The 22,163-nt window shown below is 60.1% G+C and carries 16 protein-coding genes; 10 read left to right on the top strand and 6 right to left on the bottom strand.

What is annotated here, in order from left to right; all coding sequences use genetic code 11:
- Positions 1 to 175: 175 nt before the first annotated feature.
- The gene (gene pta / locus AAAV21_RS08350; protein WP_089573084.1) at positions 176 to 1,156 is read right to left on the bottom strand and encodes a phosphate acetyltransferase; all 981 of its coding nucleotides are present in this window, start codon (positions 1,154 to 1,156) and stop codon (positions 176 to 178) included.
- A 231-nt stretch (positions 1,157 to 1,387) separates the two neighbouring features.
- On the opposite strand from pta, the gene glf reads away from it, so the two are divergent.
- Positions 1,388 to 2,590, top strand: a complete 1,203-nt coding sequence (gene glf, locus AAAV21_RS08345; RefSeq protein WP_196022508.1) for a UDP-galactopyranose mutase — start codon at positions 1,388 to 1,390, stop codon at positions 2,588 to 2,590.
- The gene (locus tag AAAV21_RS08340; RefSeq protein WP_349108795.1) at positions 2,583 to 3,614 is read left to right on the top strand and encodes a glycosyltransferase family 2 protein; all 1,032 of its coding nucleotides are present in this window, start codon (positions 2,583 to 2,585) and stop codon (positions 3,612 to 3,614) included. The genes glf and AAAV21_RS08340 overlap by 8 nt, the downstream gene beginning before the upstream one ends.
- 253 nt (positions 3,615 to 3,867) lie before the next feature.
- Here the strand turns inward: AAAV21_RS08340 and AAAV21_RS08335 are convergent, their stop codons facing one another.
- The 5 genes from AAAV21_RS08335 to ppk1 all read right to left on the bottom strand — a co-directional run bounded on the left by AAAV21_RS08335 (position 3,868) and on the right by ppk1 (position 10,026).
- The gene (locus AAAV21_RS08335; RefSeq protein ID WP_349108794.1) at positions 3,868 to 4,869 is read right to left on the bottom strand and encodes a P1 family peptidase; all 1,002 of its coding nucleotides are present in this window, start codon (positions 4,867 to 4,869) and stop codon (positions 3,868 to 3,870) included.
- 100 nt (positions 4,870 to 4,969) lie between these two features.
- Complete coding sequence (locus AAAV21_RS08330; RefSeq protein ID WP_349108790.1) at positions 4,970 to 5,551, bottom strand: Maf family protein; 582 nt, start codon at positions 5,549 to 5,551, stop codon at positions 4,970 to 4,972.
- Positions 5,548 to 6,090, bottom strand: coding sequence for a DJ-1 family glyoxalase III (locus AAAV21_RS08325; RefSeq protein WP_055287259.1), 543 nt, complete (start codon positions 6,088 to 6,090; stop codon positions 5,548 to 5,550). The genes AAAV21_RS08330 and AAAV21_RS08325 overlap by 4 nt, the downstream gene beginning before the upstream one ends.
- A 106-nt stretch (positions 6,091 to 6,196) precedes the next feature.
- Positions 6,197 to 7,525, bottom strand: a complete 1,329-nt coding sequence (gene rlmD / locus AAAV21_RS08320; protein ID WP_118267217.1) for a 23S rRNA (uracil(1939)-C(5))-methyltransferase RlmD — start codon at positions 7,523 to 7,525, stop codon at positions 6,197 to 6,199.
- A gap of 98 nt (positions 7,526 to 7,623) precedes the next feature.
- The gene (gene ppk1, locus AAAV21_RS08315) at positions 7,624 to 10,026 is read right to left on the bottom strand and encodes a polyphosphate kinase 1 (protein ID WP_349108788.1); all 2,403 of its coding nucleotides are present in this window, start codon (positions 10,024 to 10,026) and stop codon (positions 7,624 to 7,626) included.
- Positions 10,027 to 10,582: 556 nt separating this feature from the next.
- On the opposite strand from ppk1, the gene arcA (AAAV21_RS08310) reads away from it, so the two are divergent.
- From arcA (AAAV21_RS08310) to AAAV21_RS08275, 8 genes are all read left to right on the top strand, one after another.
- Positions 10,583 to 11,824, top strand: coding sequence for an arginine deiminase (arcA, locus tag AAAV21_RS08310; RefSeq protein ID WP_117774421.1), 1,242 nt, complete (start codon positions 10,583 to 10,585; stop codon positions 11,822 to 11,824).
- 149 nt (positions 11,825 to 11,973) lie between these two features.
- Positions 11,974 to 13,098 (top strand): aminotransferase, encoded by a 1,125-nt coding sequence (locus AAAV21_RS08305; protein ID WP_349108787.1) that lies wholly within the window; start codon positions 11,974 to 11,976, stop codon positions 13,096 to 13,098.
- A gap of 576 nt (positions 13,099 to 13,674) precedes the next feature.
- A complete protein-coding gene (gene arcA / locus AAAV21_RS08300) occupies positions 13,675 to 14,916 on the top strand; it encodes an arginine deiminase (RefSeq protein ID WP_117774421.1) in 1,242 nt (413 codons plus the stop codon).
- 102 nt (positions 14,917 to 15,018) lie between these two features.
- On the top strand, positions 15,019 to 16,014 hold the full coding sequence (gene argF / locus AAAV21_RS08295) for an ornithine carbamoyltransferase (protein WP_117584234.1): 996 nt from the start codon (positions 15,019 to 15,021) through the stop codon (positions 16,012 to 16,014).
- A gap of 147 nt (positions 16,015 to 16,161) precedes the next feature.
- Positions 16,162 to 17,640, top strand: a complete 1,479-nt coding sequence (locus AAAV21_RS08290) for a YfcC family protein (RefSeq protein ID WP_117635385.1) — start codon at positions 16,162 to 16,164, stop codon at positions 17,638 to 17,640.
- 605 nt (positions 17,641 to 18,245) lie between these two features.
- Positions 18,246 to 19,727 carry a DUF1846 domain-containing protein gene (locus tag AAAV21_RS08285; RefSeq protein WP_022094206.1) on the top strand — a complete coding sequence of 494 codons (1,482 nt, stop codon included), beginning with the start codon at positions 18,246 to 18,248 and terminating at the stop codon, positions 19,725 to 19,727.
- Positions 19,728 to 19,983: 256 nt separating this feature from the next.
- The gene (locus AAAV21_RS08280) at positions 19,984 to 20,322 is read left to right on the top strand and encodes a hypothetical protein (RefSeq protein ID WP_040358312.1); all 339 of its coding nucleotides are present in this window, start codon (positions 19,984 to 19,986) and stop codon (positions 20,320 to 20,322) included.
- A gap of 178 nt (positions 20,323 to 20,500) precedes the next feature.
- Positions 20,501 to 22,162: a CTP synthase gene (locus AAAV21_RS08275; RefSeq protein ID WP_349108784.1), complete on the top strand. Its 1,662-nt coding sequence runs from the start codon at positions 20,501 to 20,503 to the stop codon at positions 22,160 to 22,162.
- Position 22,163: the final 1 nt, after the last annotated feature.

Genomic DNA, 22,163 nt, shown 5'->3' with positions numbered 1-22,163 from the left:
GGGACAGGCGGGCCTTCGAGACCGAGCGCAAAATGGATTCTAAAAAACACCTTGCCAAATAGGAGCGTCAGGACGCATGAAACCCCCGCCGCACGAAGTGCGCAGCGGGGGTTTCATGCATGTCCGAGGACGTTTTCAGAGCTTTACCCTGTAGGGTCCCGAGGGGATAAGTCCGCTACTCAGCCATCTGAGCCTGGACGGCGGTGATGGCCACGACACCCACGATGTCGTCGGCAGAGCAGCCGCGCGACAGGTCGTTGACCGGCTTGGCGATGCCCTGCAGGATGGGGCCGTAGGCGTCGGCGCCGGCGAAGCGCTGGACCAGCTTGTAGCCGATGTTGCCGGCCTCGAGGTCGGGGAACACGAGCACGTTGGCCTTGCCGGCAACGGAGGAGCCGGGAGCCTTGAGCTGAGCGACGGTGGGGACGATAGCGGCGTCGAGCTGCAGGTCGCCATCGATGGCGAGCTCGGGAGCCTTCTCCTTGCAGAACTTCACGGCCTCCTGGACCTTCTTGGCGACCTCGCCGCCGGCGGAGCCCATGGTGGAGTAGGAGAGCATGGCCACGTGCGGCTCAACGTTGCCCATGAAGGTGGACCAGGAGTGAGCGGAGGCGATGGCGATCTCGGAGAGCTCGTCGGAGGACGGGTTGATGTTGAGGCCGCAGTCGGCGAAGATCAGCGTGCCGTCGGTGCCGAACTGCGGGGTGTCGGTGCACATCACGAAGAAGGCCGAGACCAGCTTGGTGCCCGGGGCGGTCTTGAGGATCTGCAGCGCGGGGCGCAGGGTGTCGGCGGTGGAGTGGCAGGCGCCGGAGACCAGGCCGTCGGCGTCGCCCATCTTGACCATCATGGTGCCAAAGTAGGTGGCGTCCATCACCTGGGCGCGAGCCTGCTCGATGGTAACGCCCTTCTTGGCGCGGAGCTCGGCAAACTTCTGTGCGTACTCCTCGTGCTTCTCGGCATTGCGCGGATCGATGACGGTGGCGCCGGGGACGTTGATCTCGTTGGGATCGCCCAGGATGACGATGTTGGCCAGGCCTTCCTCGATGATCTTGTTGGCTGCGACGATGGTGCGCGGATCCTCGCCCTCGGGCAGGACGATGGTCTTAAGGTCGGCCTTGGCGGCAGACTTCATACGGTTTAGGAAATCGCTCATGTTACTCCTTGCAAGCGTTTCGCTAAGCTCCAGGCGCCCGGCTGTTCACGAATAAACCCGCTGCTAGCGGGTTTACCTTTCAATTATGTACGCCGCGGTGCTTGAGCTTTCCTTGTGTGGCAAGCTCATTATAGGACGCATTAGCGCTATAATCGCTCTGATAAATATGTCTCGAAGAATGTTCGAGAAAAGCCCAGCTAACGAGCCCGTGGCTTTTGACAAGGAGTATCGATGCAGATTACCTCAGGCCTGCCTGAAGGCTTTAACGCCGGCGCGTACGACATGATTGTCGTCGGTGCTGGATATGCCGGTGCCGTTTGCGCCCGCCGTCTTGCCGAGACCATCGGCTATCGTGTTGCCGTTTTGGAGCGCCGTAGCCACATTGCGGGCAATGCCTATGACTGCACTGACGAGGCCGGAATCCTGATCCACGAGTACGGTCCGCATATCTATCACACCTTTAACGAGCGCGTGCACAATTTCCTGTCGCGCTTTACCAAGTGGACGGATTATCAGCACAAGGTGCTCGCCAACATCAACGGCACCCTTATGCCCGTGCCCTTTAACCATGCGAGCCTCAAGCTCGCCTTTGGCGATGAGCGCGGCGAGGAGCTGTACCAAAAGCTCGTGGAGACCTTTGGCAAGGACGTCAAGGTGCCCATTATGGAGCTGCGCAAGAAGAACGACCCGGATCTTGCCGAGGTCGCCGATTATGTCTACGAGAACGTCTTTTTGCATTACACCATGAAGCAGTGGGGCCAGACGCCCGACCAGATCGACCCCTCGATCACCGGCCGCGTTCCCGTCTTTGTGGGCGATGACGATCGCTACTTCCCGCAGGCTCCTTTCCAGGGCATGCCGCAGGACGGCTATACCGCGTTGTTCGAGCATATGCTCGATCACGATCTGATCGACGTATTCTGTGACGTAGACGCCCGTGACCTCTTTGAAATCGACGAGACCACCGTCAAGATCGACGGCAAGGTCTATGGTGGCGAGATCGTCTACACCGGTCCGCTCGACGAGCTATTCAACCTCGACCTAGGCGCGCTGCCGTACCGCACGCTCGATATGAAGTTCGAGACGCTCGATATGGACCAGTTCCAGCCCGTGGGCACCGTCAACTACACCACGAGCGAGGACTATACGCGCATCACCGAGTTTAAGAACATGACCGGTCAGGTTTTGCCCGGCAAGACCACCATCATGAAGGAGTACTCCAAGGCCTATACGCCCGACTCGGGCGAGACGCCGTACTACGCTATCCTGGAGCCCGAGAACCGTGAGCTCTACGAGCGCTATCTTGAGCGCGTCCAGAACCTGACGAACTTCCACCCGGTGGGTCGTCTGGCCGAGTATCGTTACTACGATATGGACGCCGTGACCAATTCTGCCCTCGATCTTTCGGATGAGATTATCGCCTGCCATGCATAAAGTCATAACATTCGGTATTCCCTCATATAACGCCGCCAAGGATATGGACCATTGCATCACCTCCATCTTGGAGGGGAGCAATTACGCCACCGATATCGAGATTATCGTGGTGGACGACGGCTCCAAGGACGAGACAGCCGCCAAGGCCGACGAGTGGGAGGCCCGTTATCCCGGAATCATCCGCGCGGTGCACCAGGAGAATGGCGGCCACGGTATCGCCGTTCTCTCGGGCCTGCGCGAGGCGCATGGTACGTACTACAAGGTCGTTGACTCGGACGACTGGCTCGACGGTGCGGCGCTCTCGACCATGCTGTCGATTCTGCGTGGCTTTGAGGAGCGCGACCAGCGCGTCGACCTGTTTATCTCGAACTACGTGTACGAGAAGGTTTACGAGGGCACGCATACCGCTATTGGCTACAAGTTTGCCCTGCCGCGCAAAAAGATTTTCTCTTGGGACCAGATCGGACACTTCCGTCCCGATCAGAACCTGCTCATGCACAGCCTGTGCTATCGCACCGATGTGCTGCGCGAGTCCAATCTGCCTATGCCGGCGCACACGTTCTACGTGGATAATATCTACGCATACGTACCGCTGCCGCGCTGCAAGACCATGTACTACGCCGACATCGACCTCTATCGCTACTTTATCGGTCGCGAGGGCCAGAGCGTCAACGAGGCCACGATGGTCAAGCGCCTGGGCCAGCAGTTCCGCGTAACGCGCATCATGATGGAATCGTTCCATCTGTACCAGGACGTTGAGTCCTCGCGTCTGCGTTCGTACATGATGGGCTACTTCACCATGATGATGGCGATTTGTTCGGTGCTCACCAAGCTTTCCGAGGAAGATTGTGCCGATGAGCGCCTGAAGACGCTGTGGAAGGACCTGAAGGAGTACGACGAGCGCATGTATCGTCGCGCTCGCTACGGCGTGGTCGGATTCTTTACCAACCTGCGTGGACGGGCCGGAGACAAAACCACACTTGGCCTATACCGTCTTGCCTCAAAGATCTTCAAATTCAACTAGGGCAGAAACGCTCGGGTAACGGGGACCCCTGGTCCTTAACTTGCTACTTCGAACAGTCCTGCGCAAGACGGAGGCGCCACTGGCGCCTCCTTTGCGTGCGGAACTCGTATCAAGTTAAGGACCAGGGGTCCTCTGTTATGTCTTGCTTTATGTCAGCAAGCTGAATTTGAAGATCTTGGACGCGCGGTACACAGGGGCCTGGGCTGAAAAGGTTTTGGTTGGTAGTCGGTCGGAGGCGGGCGGTCGAGTGAGATTACTTCGCGGCGCCGGGGATGCCGTGGGAGGTTTTGGCGGTTTTGGCTCCGTTTACGATGGCGGTTTGCAAAGCCCTTACGGCGAGCATGCCCAGCAGGTCTAGGGGAACGGTGGCGCTTGCCTGGGCGCCCAGTTTGCCGCTGGCGAGGGTGTAGATGGTGTCGCCGTCGTTGGTGGTGTGCGTGGGACGGATGGCGTGTGCGTAGGCGTCTGCGGCCATCTGGGAGACCTTGGTGGCTTGTGCCTTAGTGAGTTCCACGTTGGTGACGATGCAGCTGATGGTGGTGTTGGTGCGGTCGAGCGGCATCTGCATGGATCCGGCGGCGGCAAAGGCTGCGAGTTCCATATCGACGATTTGGTCGCTATCGGCTGAGGCGCGCATGCCGGCGACCCACTCGCCGGTGAGGGGGTCGACAACGTTGCCGCAGGCGTTGACCGAAACCACGGCGCCTACCTTAACGGGACCGAGCGCCACGGCGGCAGTGCCAAGGCCGGCCTTCATGCAGGTGGCAGGGCCCATGAGCTTGCCTACGGTGGCACCGGTGCCGGCGCCCACATTGCCTTGCTCGAGCGTGGTGGGGGTGTTGTCGAGTGCCTCGCGCACGGCGGCGATGCCGGCCTCAATGTCGGGGCGTACGGTGGGGTCGCCAAAGGCAAGGTCGAAGATACAGCTGGAGCACACGATGGGCACCTGCGTGGGGCCGACGGGCAGACCAATGCCGCGGCTCTCGAGTTCGCGAGCGACGCCGCTTGCAGCCTCGAGGCCAAAGGCCGATCCGCCCGAAAGGCAGACGGCGTGAACCTTGTCGACGGTGTTCTCGGGTCGCAGCAGGTCGGTTTCGCGCGATGCTGGAGCACCGCCGCGAACGTCAACGCCGCCGGTGGCACCCTCGGGCGCCACGATTACGGTGCAGCCGGTGCCAGCCTCCTCGTCCGTATAGTTGCCAAAGCAAAAGCCATCGACATTGCAAACATCGATGGCTTCGAGCAGTGTGTCCATGTTTTCTCCTATCGGTTTTCCGCCGGGCCTTATGCCCGGTCGGGATCCGTACGGTACGGCAAAATTGTAGGCGCTGGGGGATACCCAGCGCCAGATGCAATTACGAGAGTTTTTGAATCGCGCGTGCGACGCGAGCGATGGGCAAGCCCACCACGTTGTAGAAGTCACCCGAAATATCGTGCACAAGCATGCGGCCGCCTGTGCCTTGGATGCCGTAGGCCCCGGCCTTGTCCATGGGTTCGCCGGAGGCAACATAGCGCTCGATCTGCTCTTCGGTAAGCTCATAGAACGTTACGTCGGTCACATCGACAAACGACAGGCTCTCGGCGGCATGCGGAGCTGTAGCGTCGCCGGCTTTAACGATGCAGACGCCGGTTGCGACCTGGTGCGTGCGGCCCGAAAGCTCGCGGAGCATGGTGCGCGCCTCGTCCCCGTCTGCCGGCTTGCCCAAAATTTGGCCGTCAAAGGTGACAATAGTATCGGCCGCGACGGTCAGTTCGTTGGGCTCGGCATGCTCGGCGGCAACGGCGGCGGCTTTGGCACGCGCCAAGCGCTCGACGAGTGTAAGCGGAGCTTCGCCATCAAAAGGCGTTTCGTTGATATCTGCGGGAATCACGCGAATGTCATAGCCCGCCTCGCGCATCAACTCGATGCGGCGCGGTGATTGCGAAGCCAAAATCATAGCTGAATGCCCTCGGCGACCTTCTCGACGGCCTTGTCGCCGGCGAGCGTGCGCAGCAGCTCAAGCGCAAAGGGGAGCGACTGGGCCATGCCGCTGGCGGTGATGATGTTGCCGTCTTGCGTAACCTTCTCGCCGGTATAGGCGCCTTCGGGGAAGCTTTTCTCAAAGCCAGGGAAGCACGTGGCGTGGCGCCCCTCGAGTAGGTCGAGCTCGCCCAGGATAAACGGGGCGGCGCAGATGGCGGCAACGTGCTTGGTCGCGGCGAACTCGCAGACCACGTCGCAGACGCGCTGATCGGCACGCAGGTTGGTGGCACCGGGCAAGCCGCCGGGCAGCACGACGCAGTCGTACTCGTCAAAGTTGATCTCATCAAAGAGCGCATCGCAGGTCACGGGGATCTGCAGTGAGCTTACGACCTCACGTGTGGGCATAATCGAGACGAGCGTGGCGCGCACACCGCCGCGACGCATGACATCGACCATGGTCAAGCATTCAATAGTTTCAAAGCCATCGGCGGCGAGAACGGCAACGCTGGGCATGAGGGTTCCTTTCATAGGCGGCATACAATTAGCCGTCTTATACCCCGAAGACCTCCGCTTGCCACGCTCGATTTCTCAATGATTTACCTGAGCAATGATTGAGTGACTAGTTGCGCCTAAGGTGGACGACGGTCTCGCAGTGGAAGGTTTGCGGGAACAGGTCGACTGGCGTGATCTTGACGGGGGAGAAGGTGCCTTCTTCGACAAAGCGTTTGAGATCGCGCGCCAGGGTGGCCGGGTCGCAGCTCACGTAGGCGACATCGCGAGCACTCGTGCTGGCGATAAGGTCGATCGCCTCGGGGGCGAGGCCTGCGCGCGGCGGGTCGACCACCAAGACGTCGGCATCCTGGTCGGGGAACTCGCGCACCGCGTCTCCGCCAATGACGTCGACGTTATCAAGCTTGTTGATCTCCAAGTTACGGCGCAGGTCGCGCACGGCCGGGCCGTAGGCCTCGACGGCGGCGACGAAGTCGCAGCGGCGGGCGAGCGGCAGGGTAAAGGTTCCGGCGCCGCAGTACAGGTCCACGGCAAGCTCGTCTTCTTGCGGGTCGAGCGCTTCCATGACAAGCTCGATCAAAATCTCGGCACCCTTGGTGTTGACCTGGAAAAACGACGGGGCAGACAAGCGCATCTGACCCTCGGCGATATTCTCGGTCCATGAGCCCTCTCCGGCGAGCATTTCGACCTTGGAGACACGGCGGGCCTTCTTTTCGCCCTTGCTCATCACACGCACGATGCTCGTGGGATGAGCGGCGTCCGCCAGCACGCGGGAGACCTGCGAGCGCGGAAAAGAGCCTGTAGACGTCCAGAGTGCGACCTCGAGTGCCTTGGTACGGCGCGATGCACGAATGCCCACGCGTTCGAGTCCCAAGTCATGGCTGCCGCTTAGATAGTTGAGTGCGCCGACGACCGATTTGAGCGCCTTGGGAAAACGTTTATCGAACAGCGGGCACGCATCGACGGTCACGATTTTGCTGGGGTCGACACCGTGCATGCCAAGGCGCACGCGACCGTTGACGACGGTCGGTTCGAGCTCGATTTTATTGCGGTAGCCCCAGTCGTCCTTGGTGTGGCAGATGGGCTGCACCAGCTCGTCGACTTGCTCAGGGCTGAACTTGCCGATGCGCTCGAGCGTGGAGCGCAGGTTTTGCTCCTTGGCGGCGAGCTGTGCCGTGCGTGAGAGATTGCCCCACGAGCAGCCGCCGCAGATGCCCACGTAGGGGCAGGGAGGCTGAATGCGATCGGGGCTCGGCTCCAGAATCTCGGTGGTGCGGGCGCGCATGAACGACTTGCCGTCCTGTACGACCTCGGCCTCGACGGTGTCGCCTGCCACGGCACCCTGCACAAAGACGGCTTTGCCGTTGTCGGCGTGCGCCAGCCCGTCGGCGCCGTAGGTCATCGATTCTATAGTGAGCTTCATATCCCTGCCTGTCATTCGCGTTGTTGTCCGCACCATGGTAGCAGGGAAAAGCGCCCCGCATCCGAGGCTTTCCTCAAATGCGGGGCGCTTCTACAAACCGCTTCTACAAACGACTATTTCGTCTTGCCGGTAATGAGCGTCTTAAGACCCAGGCCGATCAGGCCCAGGCCCATGCGCACACGACCGGGGCGATGGCGCTCGATGGCCTTGGTCTTGCCGGCGGGCTTATCGCGACAGGCGCTCGTCTCGGGTGCGGGCTTAGCTGCCTGCGGCTCGGGCTGAGGTGCAGGTGCGGGCTCGGGCTCAATGACGGTCGCCTGGACCTTCTGAACCTTGGGTGTGGCCGGCTGCGGCTTAGGAGCAGGGGCGGGCTTTGCCTCAATGACGGGCTCGGGCGCGGCCTCGGCGTTGCGGTAGGCACGCTCCAGCAGGGCTTCCTGCGAGTTGAAGGGTTTCTCACCCTCTGCGCGCTCCACGGGGACCCAGGTGCCGTCGCTCGTGAGGCTGCGGGCCTTCACGTTGTCGCGCAGCTGCATGCTCATGTACTCGTGCACCAGGGCGCGGCAGGTGGGGTCGAGCACGGGGAAGGCGATCTCCACGCGGTGCTCGGTGTTGCGCGTCATCATGTCGGCCGAGCTCAGATAGATCATGTCCGAGTCCACGCCAAAGGCGTAAACGCGCGCATGCTCCAAAAAGCGTCCGACGATAGAACGGACATGCACGTTCTCGGTCTTGCCAGGAACGCCCGGCTTGAGGCACGAGATGCCGCGGATGATCATGTCCACGCGGACTCCTGCGCACGATGCCTCGGCGATCTTGTCGATGACCTCGCGGTCGGTGAGCGAGTTGAGTTTAAAGAACACGCGGGCGGGCTCGCCGGCGAGGGCGCGCTGGATCTCGCGGTCAAGCCCGCGCATGATGAGCGGTTTCAGTCCGACGGGCGCCACACCCAGGAAGCGGTAATCGCCGCGCAGGTTGCCCAGCGACAGGTTGCGGAAGAACAGGTTGGCGTCCTCGCCGATGCCGGGGTGAGCGGTCATGAGCATAAAGTCGCTGTAGAGTTTGGCCGTCTTCTCGTTAAAGTTGCCGGTGCCCAGCAGCGTCAGGCGCGTTAGCGCCATGCCCTCGCGATAGGTGAGCTGGCAGATCTTGGAGTGGCACTTAAAGCCCTCGGAGCCGTAGATGACGGTGCAGCCGGCCTCTTCCAGGCGCTCGGCCCACTCGATGTTGTTCTGCTCGTCAAAGCGCGCGCGGAGCTCCATGAGCACCGTGACCTCTTTGCCGTTCTCGGCGGCATCGATCAGTGACTCGCACAGGCGGCTCTGCTTGGCCACGCGGTAGAGCGTGATGCGCAGTGAGATGCACTCGGGGTCGTAGGCGGCCTCGTGCACCAGATCCAGGAAGGGGTTCATGGCCTCATAGGGATAAAAGAGCAGCTTGTCGTGCTGAAGTACCTGCTCGCGGATGGAGCGGGTCATATCGATGGTGGGGTTGGGCTGCGGCTTAAACGGCGTAAAGAGCAGCTCGTTGCGCAGGTGCTCGGGAATCTTACTCTCAATGCCAAAGACGTAGCCCAGGTCGAGCGGGATATCGCAGGTAAAGACAGAGCGGCGCGAAAGCTCGAGCGCCTTGCGGATGGTCTTGAGCGTCGCCTTCTCGAGCGACCCCGAGACCGCGAGCACTACCGGCTGCAGACGCAGGCGCTTCTTGAGGATGCGCTTCATGTGCTGGCGGTAGTCCTCTTCCTCTTCGACGCCCTCGCCGTCCGGATCGATGTCGGCGTTGCGGGTGACGCGGATGAGCGCGCGGTCGAGTGGCTTGTAGGAGCCAAAGCAGCTGTCCAGGCAGGCGAGGATGACGTCCTCGAGCAAGATGTAGGAGTAGGTGCCGGTGGGCGAGGGGATCTCGACCACGCGGTTCATCGAGGCGGGAATCTCGATTAGGCCCAGCAGACTTTCCTCGTCGGTGACGCCGTCCAGGCCGCAGGCCAGATAGAGTGCGCCGTTGCGCAGGTTGGGGAAGGGATGGCGCGGGTCAATGACCAACGGCGAGATGACCGGCGACACGTAGGCCTGGAAGTAACGGGTTACAAAGGTGCGCTCCTCGGGCGTAAGCGAATCGATGCAGGCGCGGTGAACGCCTAGGATGTCGAGCTTGCCCTCGATGCTCTTAAAGATGGACTCCCATCGGGTAAGGAGCCCGGGCATTTCGGTCATGACAGCATCGACCTGTTCGGAGGCGGTCATATTGCTCTTGTTGTCGACAGGCTGTTTTTTGAGCTCCGCCAGATCGGACAGGCCGCCCACGCGTACCATGAGAAACTCGTCGAGGTTAGACTCGAAAATCGACACGAACTTTAGACGCTCGAACAGCGGAACGGTCTCGTCGAAGGCTTCGTCAAGCACACGGTTATCAAAGCGCAGCCAGCTGAGCTCTCGGTTCTGCGTGTACGAGAAGTCGCGCGGCGGTTTGCGCAGCTTTGCGGCGGCTTGCTTTTTTTCGATTTTGCTCGGCATATGCATCTGTCCGTTCAGTCCCCGTGGGGGACGGTTGCCTAACACTTTTCACTATTGTCTCAATTTAGTCGACCTGTGGCACGGACGTATCGCGTGAACGGTATCTTTACCTACTTCTTACGCCGACAAGTGTAAGAGCTAACGCCCGGCTCGTTACGTAAACGGTCTATATCCTCATTCAACCGGAGCGTATGTGTGAATAAGAATGATAGAGAGCTGAATATCATCGAATACAGGCAGAATGGCGAACAAGCGTCATTTATATACATAAAATCGGTTTAGCTATGCAATTTTGAATCAAAAGCTTAGAGATGCAATCAGAAATATTTTTTAAGAAAAAAGAGCATTTACCTTAGAAAAGCTACTTTAGAACGCCGAAGTGCATTATGGGGGAATCATATTCGATATACCGTTCATCGAACTTTGTTGACCGTTCGGGGGCGAGGTGGAATTGCGGTTGGAATTTGGATATAACTAGAGCTGTCAGCAAGCAGCACCCGTTACGGAAGGGTGCTGAGAGATTCGGCCGAAAGGCCCGAAAGAAAGGTAGGAGGCCATGACGAAAGGTCTGCACGTGCCTTCCGAGATCGGCAAGCTCAGGAAGGTCTGCCTGCACCGTCCCGGCGACGAGCTCCTCAACCTGCCGCCCGACGAGCTCGAGCGACTCCTGTTCGACGACGTCCCGTTCCTGGAGGTCGCACAGCAGGAGCACGACACCTTCGCCCAGATCCTGAGGGACCAGGGCGTGGAGGTCCTCTACCTCGAGAACCTCGTCGCAGAGGTGTTCGACCAGGTCCCCGGCGCCCGCGCCGAGTTCACCGACCAGTACATCGCCGAGGCAGGCATCCGCGGCCAGCAGATGCCGCAGATCGTCCGCGAGAAGCTGGACTCCATCGAGGACAACCTCGAGTTCGTCAAGAAGACCATGGCCGGCATGACCAAGGCCGAGATCGACATGCCCCTCACGGCGTCCACGACCCTCGACTCCCTGGTCAACTCCGAGTCCGAGTCCGACCTGATCATCGACCCGATGCCCAACCTCTACTTCACCCGCGACCCGTTCGCGGTCGTCGGCGAGGGCGTCAACCTCAACCGCATGTACTCGGTCACCCGCAACCGCGAGACCCTGTACGGCAAGTACGTCTTCAAGTACCACCCCGACTACAAGGACGTCTCCCTGTACTTCCGCCGCGACTGCCAGTTCCACACCGAGGGCGGCGACGTGCTGAACATCAACGAGAAGACCCTCGCCGTCGGCATCTCCCAGCGCACCCAGGCCGCCGCTATCGACGTCATGGCCCAGAACATCTTCTGGAACTCCGACTCCAAGGTCGAGCGCATCCTGGCCTTCGACATCCCGGTCTCGCGCGCCTTCATGCACCTCGACACGGTCTTCACCCAGATCGACGTCGATAAGTTCACGATCCACCCCGCCATCATGGGCACCCTGCGCGTCTACGAGCTTACCGCCGGCAAGAACCCGGGCGACGTGAACATCCGCCTGATCGAGGACACCCTCGAGCACGTCCTGGAGGACGCCACCGGCGTCGACCAGGTCAAGCTGATCCCCTGCGGCGGCGGCGACCCGATCGCGGCCTCCCGCGAGCAGTGGAACGACGGCTCCAACACCCTGTGCGTCGAGCCCGGCAAGATCTGCGTCTACGCCCGCAACACCGTCACCAACGACGTGCTGTACAAGGAGGGCCTGGACCTTCTCGTCGTGCCCTCCGCCGAGCTCTCCCGCGGCCGTGGCGGCCCGCGCTGCATGAGCATGCCCTTCTGGCGCGAGGACCTCTAAGGTCTTCTAGGACCCGTATAGGTCTTAATACATACATCTAGCTGACGTTAGATGTCTCCCATTGGGGCGGTGCGGGTTTTCGCGCCGCCCCAATCTTGTATGAGGAACGTCAACACGGTTGGATGACTGCTTTTGTAAGGAGCTTGGCCATGGACATTAAGACGATTGGCGTTGAGGAATGGCTCAACGTTTGGGAGAAGAGCGCCACGTGGGACATCGCCCAGTCGACGATCTCGTCGCTCACCATGGGCGAGCTGCGCGCGCTCGATGAGCAGGACGGCGCCACGTTCTACGAGCGCCTGGACCGCGAGAAGATGAACTACGGCTGGATCGAGGGCTCTCCGGAGTTTAAGGCCGAGGTTGCCAAGCTGTATCGTCGCGAGGTCAATCCCGATCACATTCTGCAGACCAATGGCTGCACGGGCGCTAACCTCAACGCCATCATGTCCGTTGTGGAGCCCGGCGATCACGTGATTGCCGAGTGGCCTACCTATGCGCCGCTCTACGAGATCCCGCGTACGCTGGGTGCCGAGGTCGAGTATTGGGAGCTCCGCGAGGAGCTCGGCTGGAAGCCCGATATCGAACAGCTCAAGCGCTCGGTGCGCCCCAACACCAAGCTCATCTGCATTAATAACGCATCGAACCCCATCGGTACGGTGCTCGATGCCGATACGCTCGGCCAGATTGCCGAGATTGCCCGTTCGGTGGGCGCCTACGTGCTGTGCGACGAGGTGTACCTGCCGCTCGAGAACACCGAGTCCTTTATGTCGATGGTCGACGTGTACGAGAAGGCCATTGTCACCAACTCGGTGTCCAAGACCTATTCGACGCCTGCGGCCCGCGTGGGCTGGGTCGTGGCCGACGAAGAGGTGTCCAACCGCATCCGCACCTATCGTGACTACACCATGATCTGCGGCGGCGTGTTCAACGACGCTCTGGCGACCTACGTGCTCGAGCACAGGGATAAGATCCTTGGGCGCAACCGTAAGATCGTGTTTGGCAACCGTGATATCGCTCAGGCATGGATCGATACGCAGCATCGTGTCTCCTGGACGGCCCCGCAGGGCGTGTCCACCTCGTTTATCCAACTGGATATTCCCGAGGACGACGAGGAGTTCTGCAAGCGCCTGTTGGCCGAGAGGGGAGTGCTGCTGGTTCCCGGTAGCCGCTTTGAGCTTCCCTGCGGCGCGCGCTTGGGCTACTGCGCGAGCGAAGGCGTTCTCCGCGAGGGCCTGAGGCTTCTGGGCGAGGCGCTGGCCGAGTTCGATCGCTAGCCCCTTGAGGCTTTCGAGGGCCTAAACCTTTCTGGGCCCTAGATATACCGAATGCAGACCCGCTCCCTTGGGGGCGGGTCTGTTTGTCTTTACCGCCGAAAAAATCAACTTGTTACAAATGGAGGCGCAAAGCAGACGGTGTATTCGATGGGCCTTATACTGAGCTTCCGGTGAACGGTATCCAACGTCTGGTAAACGGTAGCCTGTTTGCAAAAATGAATAGGACGAACTTTTTTCTGAATAAAAATCAAAATGGTTGAGACGTAGCAAGAATTGCGAATTCTATTCATACCTTTGCGTGAAATATGCAAATCGAGGGTGGTTTAAGAAAGATTAGTTCCAATTGATTTTTCGGTTAAAAAGGCATTTAAGCACGTAAATACACTTTATTAAGTCAAAGTGTACCATGCGTGAAGTATATGTGTATGCCGTTCACCCCTCATATAAAACCGTTCGGGGGCAAGGTGGAAGTATGGGCTGATTTTGGATATAAATATGTCGTCAGCAATAACGCCTCACACGGAGGGGCGCTAACGAATCGGCCCCGACAAGGGCCCGAAAGAAAGGTAGGAGGCCATGACGAAAGGTCTGCACGTGCCTTCCGAGATCGGCAAGCTCAGGAAGGTCTGCCTGCACCGTCCCGGCGACGAGCTCCTCAACCTGCCGCCCGACGAGCTCGAGCGACTCCTGTTCGACGACGTCCCGTTCCTGGAGGTCGCACAGCAGGAGCACGACACCTTCGCCCAGATCCTGAGGGACCAGGGCGTGGAGGTCCTCTACCTCGAGAACCTCGTCGCAGAGGTGTTCGACCAGGTCCCCGGCGCCCGCGCCGAGTTCACCGACCAGTACATCGCCGAGGCAGGCATCCGCGGCCAGCAGATGCCGCAGATCGTCCGCGAGAAGCTGGACTCCATCGAGGACAACCTCGAGTTCGTCAAGAAGACCATGGCCGGCATGACCAAGGCCGAGATCGACATGCCCCTCACGGCGTCCACGACCCTCGACTCCCTGGTCAACTCCGAGTCCGAGTCCGACCTGATCATCGACCCGATGCCCAACCTCTACTTCACCCGCGACCCGTTCGCGGTCGTCGGCGAGGGCGTCAACCTCAACCGCATGTACTCGGTCACCCGCAACCGCGAGACCCTGTACGGCAAGTACGTCTTCAAGTACCACCCCGACTACAAGGACGTCTCCCTGTACTTCCGCCGCGACTGCCAGTTCCACACCGAGGGCGGCGACGTGCTGAACATCAACGAGAAGACCCTCGCCGTCGGCATCTCCCAGCGCACCCAGGCCGCCGCTATCGACGTCATGGCCCAGAACATCTTCTGGAACTCCGACTCCAAGGTCGAGCGCATCCTGGCCTTCGACATCCCGGTCTCGCGCGCCTTCATGCACCTCGACACGGTCTTCACCCAGATCGACGTCGATAAGTTCACGATCCACCCCGCCATCATGGGCACCCTGCGCGTCTACGAGCTTACCGCCGGCAAGAACCCGGGCGACGTGAACATCCGCCTGATCGAGGACACCCTCGAGCACGTCCTGGAGGACGCCACCGGCGTCGACCAGGTCAAGCTGATCCCCTGCGGCGGCGGCGACCCGATCGCGGCCTCCCGCGAGCAGTGGAACGACGGCTCCAACACCCTGTGCGTCGAGCCCGGCAAGATCTGCGTCTACGCCCGCAACACCGTCACCAACGACGTGCTGTACAAGGAGGGCCTGGACCTTCTCGTCGTGCCCTCCGCCGAGCTCTCCCGCGGCCGCGGCGGCCCGCGCTGCATGAGCATGCCCTTCTGGCGCGAGGACCTCTAAGTCTTTATCGGTTCCGGTGCGGTCCCCCTACAACCGCACCGGTTTCGCCCGTCAAACGGGCACCACTTTTTAGTAATTCACTTTTTCGAAAGGATACGAACCATGGGTGTTAACCTCTCCGGCCGTAGCTTCCTCAAGCTCCTCGACCTCACCACCGAGGAGATCGAGTACCTGCTCAAGCTCTCCAAGAACTTCAAGGACATGAAGCGTGCCGGCGTTCCTCACCGCTATCTCGAGGGCAAGAACATCGTCCTGCTCTTCCAGAAGACCTCCACTCGTACCCGCTGCGCCTTCGAGGTCGGCGGCATGGATCTGGGCATGGGCGTCACCTACCTCGATCCGGGTTCGTCGCAGATGGGCAAGAAGGAGTCCATCGAGGACACCGCCCGCGTTCTCGGCCGCATGTATGACGGCATCGAGTTCCGTGGCTTTGCCCAGGACGACGTCGAGGAGCTTGCCGCTAAGTCCGGCGTGCCCGTGTGGAACGGTCTGACCACCGAGTGGCACCCCACCCAGATGCTCGCCGACATCCTGACCGTCCAGGAGAACTTCAACTACGACATCAAGGGCAAGACCCTCGTCTTCATGGGCGACTGCAAGAACAACGTCGCTCGCTCCCTCATGGTCGTCTGCTCCAAGCTCGGCATGAACTTCGTGGCCTGCGGCCCCGAGGAGTGCATGCCCGCTGACGACGTCATCGAGGCCTGCAAGCCCATCGCTGAGGCCAACGGCTGCACCATTAAGCTGACCACCGACGTCAAGGACGGCGTCACCGGCGCTGACGTTCTCTACACCGACGTGTGGGTCTCCATGGGCGAGCCCGACGAGGTCTGGGCCGAGCGCATCGCTCAGCTCACCCCGTATCGCGTTACCTCCGAGGTCATGGCTATGGCCAACCCGGGTGCCATCTTCCTGCACTGCCTGCCCAGCTTCCACGACACCAACACCACGATTGGCGCCGAGAAGTGCGAGCAGTTCGGCATCACCGAGCAGGAGGTCACCGACGAGGTCTTCGAGAGCCCCGCTTCCAAGGTCTTCGACGAGGCCGAGAACCGCATGCACACCATCAAGGCTGTCATGTACGCTACGCTCAAGTAAGAGCATCTAGCATCTCGCTCGGGGTGCATTGCTGCGCACCCCGAGCGCTTTTGTCTGGTAAAAATCTCGCATCGAGCGACATGCACGGCACGGAAGAGCCGCTTCGGGCGAGATCAGTAATTGATTTATGAAGGGGGGATGAGAACTATGACTGAGACCGCTAAGAAAAAGCGCGGTATGCCTTCATCGTTCACCATTCTTCTTGCTCTGCTGGCAATCGTCGCGGTTGTTACCGTTATCGTCTCCGGTACGTCCGGTGGCGCGGTTACCGCTGCCCGCTTGAGCGATTTCTGCACCGCCCCGGTCAAGGGCTTCGCTGACGCTCTGCCCGTCTGCCTCTTCGTTATGATCCTCGGCGGCTTCCTCGGCATGATGACCGAGACCGGCGCCCTGGACAACGGCATTGCCGTTCTGGTGCAGAAGCTTAAGGGCAATGAGATCATGCTCATTCCCGTGCTGATGCTCATCTTCTCCCTCGGTGGTACCACCTATGGTATGTGCGAGGAGACCGTTCCCTTCTACGCCCTGCTCGCCGCCACCATGATGGCTGCTGGCTTCGACCCCATGGTCGGCGCTGCTACCGTCCTGCTCGGCGCTGGCTGCGGCTGCCTCGGCTCCACGGTTAACCCGTTTGCCGTCGGTGCTGCCGTTGACGCTCTGACTGGCGTTGGCATTGAGGTCAACCAGTCCATCATCATCGGCCTCGGTGCCGTCCTGTGGATTGTTACCACCGCCATGTCCATCTTCTTCGTCATGAGCTATGCCAAGAAGGTCAAGGCTGACAAGGGTTCCACCATCCTTTCGATGCAGGAGCTCAAGGACGCCGAAGAGGCTCACGGCAAGGCTGCTTCCGAGGTTCACAAGGAGGTCAAGCTCACCGGTCGTCAGAAGGGTGTTCTGATCGCCTTTGCCTTCACCTTCGTCGTCATGATCGTCGGCTTCATCCCGCTGGCCGACCTTAACGAGGGCGTCGCCAACTTCTTCGATGCTGGCGCTGTCTATGACGCTGACGGTAACGCCATCGTTCAGGGCTGGTCTGCCCTGATCACCGGCCTGCCCATTGGTCAGTGGTACTTCGACGAGGCTTCCACCTGGTTCTTCCTCATGGCTGTCCTGATCGGTATTATCGGCGGCCTGTCCGAGAAGCAGATCGTCAACACCTTCATCACCGGCGCTGCCGACATGATGTCCGTTGTCCTCGTCATCGCCCTCGCCCGTGGTATCTCCGTCCTCATGGCTAGCACCGGCCTCGACGTCTACGTCCTCGACGCTGCCGCCAATGCTCTGGCTGGCCTGTCCGGCGTGATCTTCGCTCCCATGAGCTTCCTGGTCTACTTCGGCCTGTCCTTCCTGATCCCCTCGACCTCCGGTATGGCTACTGTCTCCATGCCCATCATGGGACCGCTGGCTGTTAAGCTCGGCTTCTCGCCCGAGGTCATGGTCATGATCTTCTCCGCCGCCATCGGCGTCGTGAACCTGTTCACCCCGACCTCCGGCGCCATCATGGGCGGTCTTGCTCTGGCCAAGATCGAGTGGACGACCTGGCTCAAGTTTGCTCTTAAGCTCATCGTCGCTCTCTCCGTCGTCTGCGCCATCATCCTGACCGTCGCTTGCGTGATGCTCTAAGTACCCCTTGGGTACCCCACGGAAACCATGACGATCCTGTAAAGGATCACCTGGTCATCGTCTGTCCGGTGGGGTAACCCCACCGGTAGACTCCTACCTTTAGCCTCCTCCCGTTCCGTGCGCGGGAGGGGGCGCTCTTGTGTTCCGGCGTTTTACCAAACGCCGGAACCACTCGACGCTGCAAGCCCGCCAGAGCGGCAATCTGACGTTCAATCGTCGGGCATGGCCAAAAGGCCTATGCCCTCCTCTTTCACGTCACCTTGCTCGCTCTGGTGGGCTTTCGCTGACTTATGCTCAACCTGCGGCGCTGCCATTGTTGGCGCAGGGGGCGGCTTGCTCGCTCTGGTGTCTGTTCGCTGTCCGTTCTCTGCCCGCGACGTTTCTGCTGTTGGTGCAAAGGGGTCAGGTTACTTTGCGCCAAAAGGGGAAGTTGCGGTGGAATAGTTCCCGTTTGGCCGTCTTGAGGGGTTAAACAGGAGCTATTTCACCGCAACTTATCGATGGCGTGTTTGGTTGGTGCCTGTTGATGGCCTGGGCATCGGGGAGGGCAGGCTCCGTTATAATCGCGTAGGAACTTAATTTACGAAACGGGACGGGAGCCATACATGCGCCAGGGTTTCGACAACGCGAAGTATATCGAGCTGCAGGCTGCTCACATTAAGGAGCGCATCTCGCAGTTTGGCGGCAAGCTGTATTTGGAGTTTGGCGGCAAGCTGTTCGATGACTATCATGCCAGCCGCGTGCTACCGGGTTTTGAGCCGGACAGCAAGTTCCGCATGCTCAAAAGCATCGCCGACGATGTCGAGGTTATCATCGCGATCAACGCGAACCACATCGAGAAAAACAAGGCTCGTGGTGACCTTGGCATTACCTATGACGAGGACGTCTTGCGCCTGGTCGACCTGTTCCGCGGCAACGGTTTTGCTGTCGCGGCCGTGGTTATCACGCAGTATGCCGGTCAGCCCGCTGCCGACGTCTTCCGCAATCGTCTGAATGCGCTCGGCATTCCCGCCAAGCTGCACTATCCCATTGAGGGCTATCCGCACGACGTCGATCTGATCGTTTCTGACGAAGGCTACGGCAAGAACGAGTTCGTCGAGACCACGCGTCCGCTCGTTGTCGTGACGGCGCCCGGCCCTGGCTCGGGCAAGCTCGCCACTTGCCTCTCGCAGCTGTATCACGAGCATAAGCACGGCACTGCCGCCGGCTATGCCAAGTTTGAGACCTTCCCGGTCTGGAATCTTCCTCTGACGCATCCGGTCAATATTGCCTACGAGGCCGCCACGGCGGACCTCGACGATGCCAACATCATCGATTCCTTCCACCTTGAGGCCTACAACAAGACCACGGTCAACTACAACCGCGACGTCGAGGCCTTCCCGGTGGTCCGTGCCCTGATGGAAAAGATCCTGGGCAAGAGCCCCTACCAGAGCCCCACGGACATGGGCGTCAATATGGTCGGCTTTGCCATCACCGATGACGATGCCTGCCGCGACGCTTCCAAGATGGAGATCGTCCGCCGCTACTTTACCGCGGTCGAAAATGTGCGCCGTACCGGCGTGGGCGATGAGCAAGTCGATCGTCTCAAGATTATTATGAAGAAGGCCGGCATCGATAAGAACTATTCGCCGGCACGCTCGGCCGCCCTTACTAGGGAGCAGCTGACGGGCGGTCCCGTGGGCGCCATGGTCATGCCGGACGGTTCCGTTGTGACCGGTAAAACCTCAACGCGTTTGGGCGCTGCGAGTTCGCTGATCATGAACGCCCTCAAGCATGTCTCGGGCGTCGACCTTGAGCTCGAGGTCATCAGCGACGAGGCGATCGAGCCCATCAGCAAGCTCAAGACGCATTTCCTGGGCAGCAAAAACCCGCGCCTCCACACCGACGAGACGCTTATGGCGCTGTCGATCACCTCGGCTACGAGCGAGACGGCCGCTCGTGTCCTTTCGGGCCTGGAGCAGCTGCGCGGTTGCGATGCCTTCTTTAGCGTGATTATCTCGCCGACGGACGAGACGGTACTACGCAAGTTGGGCATCAACGTGTGCTGCGAGCCCAAGTTTGAGCGCCGCGGTTTCTTCCATCGCTAAGTTTGAAGCACCGCGGTAATTGCATTGCATTTTGGCCGTATCGGGTTAGCGCCCGGTACGGCTTTTTGATCAATAAAGCGCCTATTTCGGCGAAAAATAGCTGTTTACCTGCCTAGAAACAATTTGAGCGGTATACAATAACCGTAACTGTTTCATCCTTAGCGGGATGCCGCATGATGGATATTACCTGCCATCGTGAGGTGTGTCGGTCGCGCACGGCGCGTTAGATGCTCGTGCTCGGTTTGAGGAGGCTGCTATGGCGGGCAAGGGTCGTGCGAGTGTCAACGATATGAAGCGTGTCGAGGTGCTGGTGTTGATGGAGATCGACCAGCAAACCGAAGACAATGGCGGGCCGTATGGTTTCTCGCGCAAAACGCTTGCCGAGCGCGTGGGGGTTTCGCCGTATCGTGCCCGCGCCGCAATCGATCGCTTGGATTCCGAAGGCATGATTGATGTCGTCTCGCGTTATAGCGACGACGGCGGTCAGCTTGCAAATGGCATTTGCCTCACCGAACGTGGTGAGTGGTATCTTGAGGGCGTCCGTACCGGCATGCTCGTTCAAGAAATGCTTGAGGACGAGGTTGCTGATCGATAGCAGCATGTAACCCTTGCCATAGCGACGCCGCCTGGGAAACCGGGCGGCGTTTTGTTTCAAGATTGAGAAATGCAATCGCACGCGAGAAAAATTGCGGACGGTCCGCGGCGCGAGTATTACAATGAAGACCCGTAAGATGTGGATAAACAACTTCTACGGGAAGCGCAGGTAACTCAATATGACCAAGCATGTGTTCGTAACCGGCGGCGTGGTTTCGTCCCTGGGCAAGGGTATCACCGCGGCCTCGCTGGGCCGTCTGCTCAAGTCGCGTGGCTACAAAGTAACGATGCAGAAGGCCGACCCGTATCTGAACGTCGACCCCGGTACCATGAGCCCGTTCCAGCATGGTGAGGTCTTTGTAACCGAGGATGGTTACGAGTCCGACCTGGACCTGGGTCATTACGAGCGCTTTATTGATGAGAACCTGACCCGCGATTCCAACTTTACGACCGGTGCCATCTACAAAAGCCTAATCGCCCGCGAGCGTCGCGGTGACTTTTTAGGCGGTACCGTGCAGGTGATTCCTCACGTCACCAATGCCATTAAGGATAAGTTCCGCCGCATCGAGGAGCAGACCGGCTCCGATGTAGTCATCACCGAGCTGGGCGGCACGATCGGCGACATCGAGTCCCAACCGTTTGTCGAGGCCATTCGTCAGTACCGCAAGGAGGCCGGCCCCGAGAACGTCTGCTACATCCACGTGTCGCTCGTTCCCTATATCGCCGCCGCCCACGAGGTCAAGACCAAGCCGACGCAGCACTCCGTCAAGGAGCTCCGCAGCTTTGGTATCCAGCCCGATATTATCGTTTTGCGTTCCGACCACCATATCGACGATGCCATCCGCGGCAAGATCGCAAGCTTCTGCGACGTCGACACCGACTGTGTCTTTACCAACGAGGACTGCGCGAGCATCTACGATGTTCCGCAGCTGCTTGCCGAGCAGGACTTTGACCTGCGCATTTGCGAGCGTCTGGGTCTGGACCCGCGTGAGCGCGACATGAGTGCGTGGAACGAATTCCTGCGCAAGCAGAACCATGCCAACCAGCACGCCGACAAGGTGAAGATCGCCGTCGTGGGCAAGTATACGCAGCTGCCTGATGCCTACCTGTCGGTTATCGAGGCCCTGCACCACGCGGGCGTGTTCTACGATCGCCACGTTGACGTGCAGCTGGTCGATGGCGAGAGCCTCGACGAGCAGAACGTCTCCGAGGTCCTGGGTGACGCCTCGGGCATCTTGGTCCCTGGCGGCTTTGGCAAGCGTGCCCTGGAGGGCAAGATCCTCGCGGCCGAGTTCGCCCGCGAGCACAAGATTCCGTATCTGGGCATTTGCCTGGGTATGCAGGTGGCCGTGTGCGAATTTGCCCGCAACGTCGTCGGCCTTGCCGGCGCCAGCTCTTCCGAGTTCGATCCGGATGGCCCGTATAGTGTCATCGACCTGATGAGCTCGCAGGAGGACGTGACCGAGAAGGGCGGCACCATGCGCCTGGGCGCCTATCCGTGCAAGCTTGCTGCCGATTCCCTCGCGCGCGAGGCCTATGGCGAGGATCTCGTCTACGAGCGTCACCGTCACCGCTTTGAGTTTAACAACGCCTTCCGCGACCAGCTCGAGGACGCCGGTCTGGTTATCTCTGGCCTCTCGCCCGACGAGCGCCTGGTCGAGATGGTCGAGCTGCCGCGCGACGTGCATCCGTGGTATGTGGCAACCCAGGCTCACCCCGAGTTCAAGAGCCGTCCGACCAACCCGCAGCCGCTGTTCCGAGAGTTCGTGCGTGCCTCGATCGGTCAGCACGAGGGTGTCGATCGCCTGCAGGTGACGCCCATGAACCTCGCTACGGACTAAG

The sequence above is a fragment of the Collinsella sp. CLA-AA-H302 genome (assembly GCF_040093305.1).
In the GTDB taxonomy this organism is placed as follows: domain Bacteria; phylum Actinomycetota; class Coriobacteriia; order Coriobacteriales; family Coriobacteriaceae; genus Collinsella.
The sequence above is the reverse complement of the archived record's forward strand: the minus strand, read 5'-3'. Positions and strand labels throughout refer to the sequence as shown.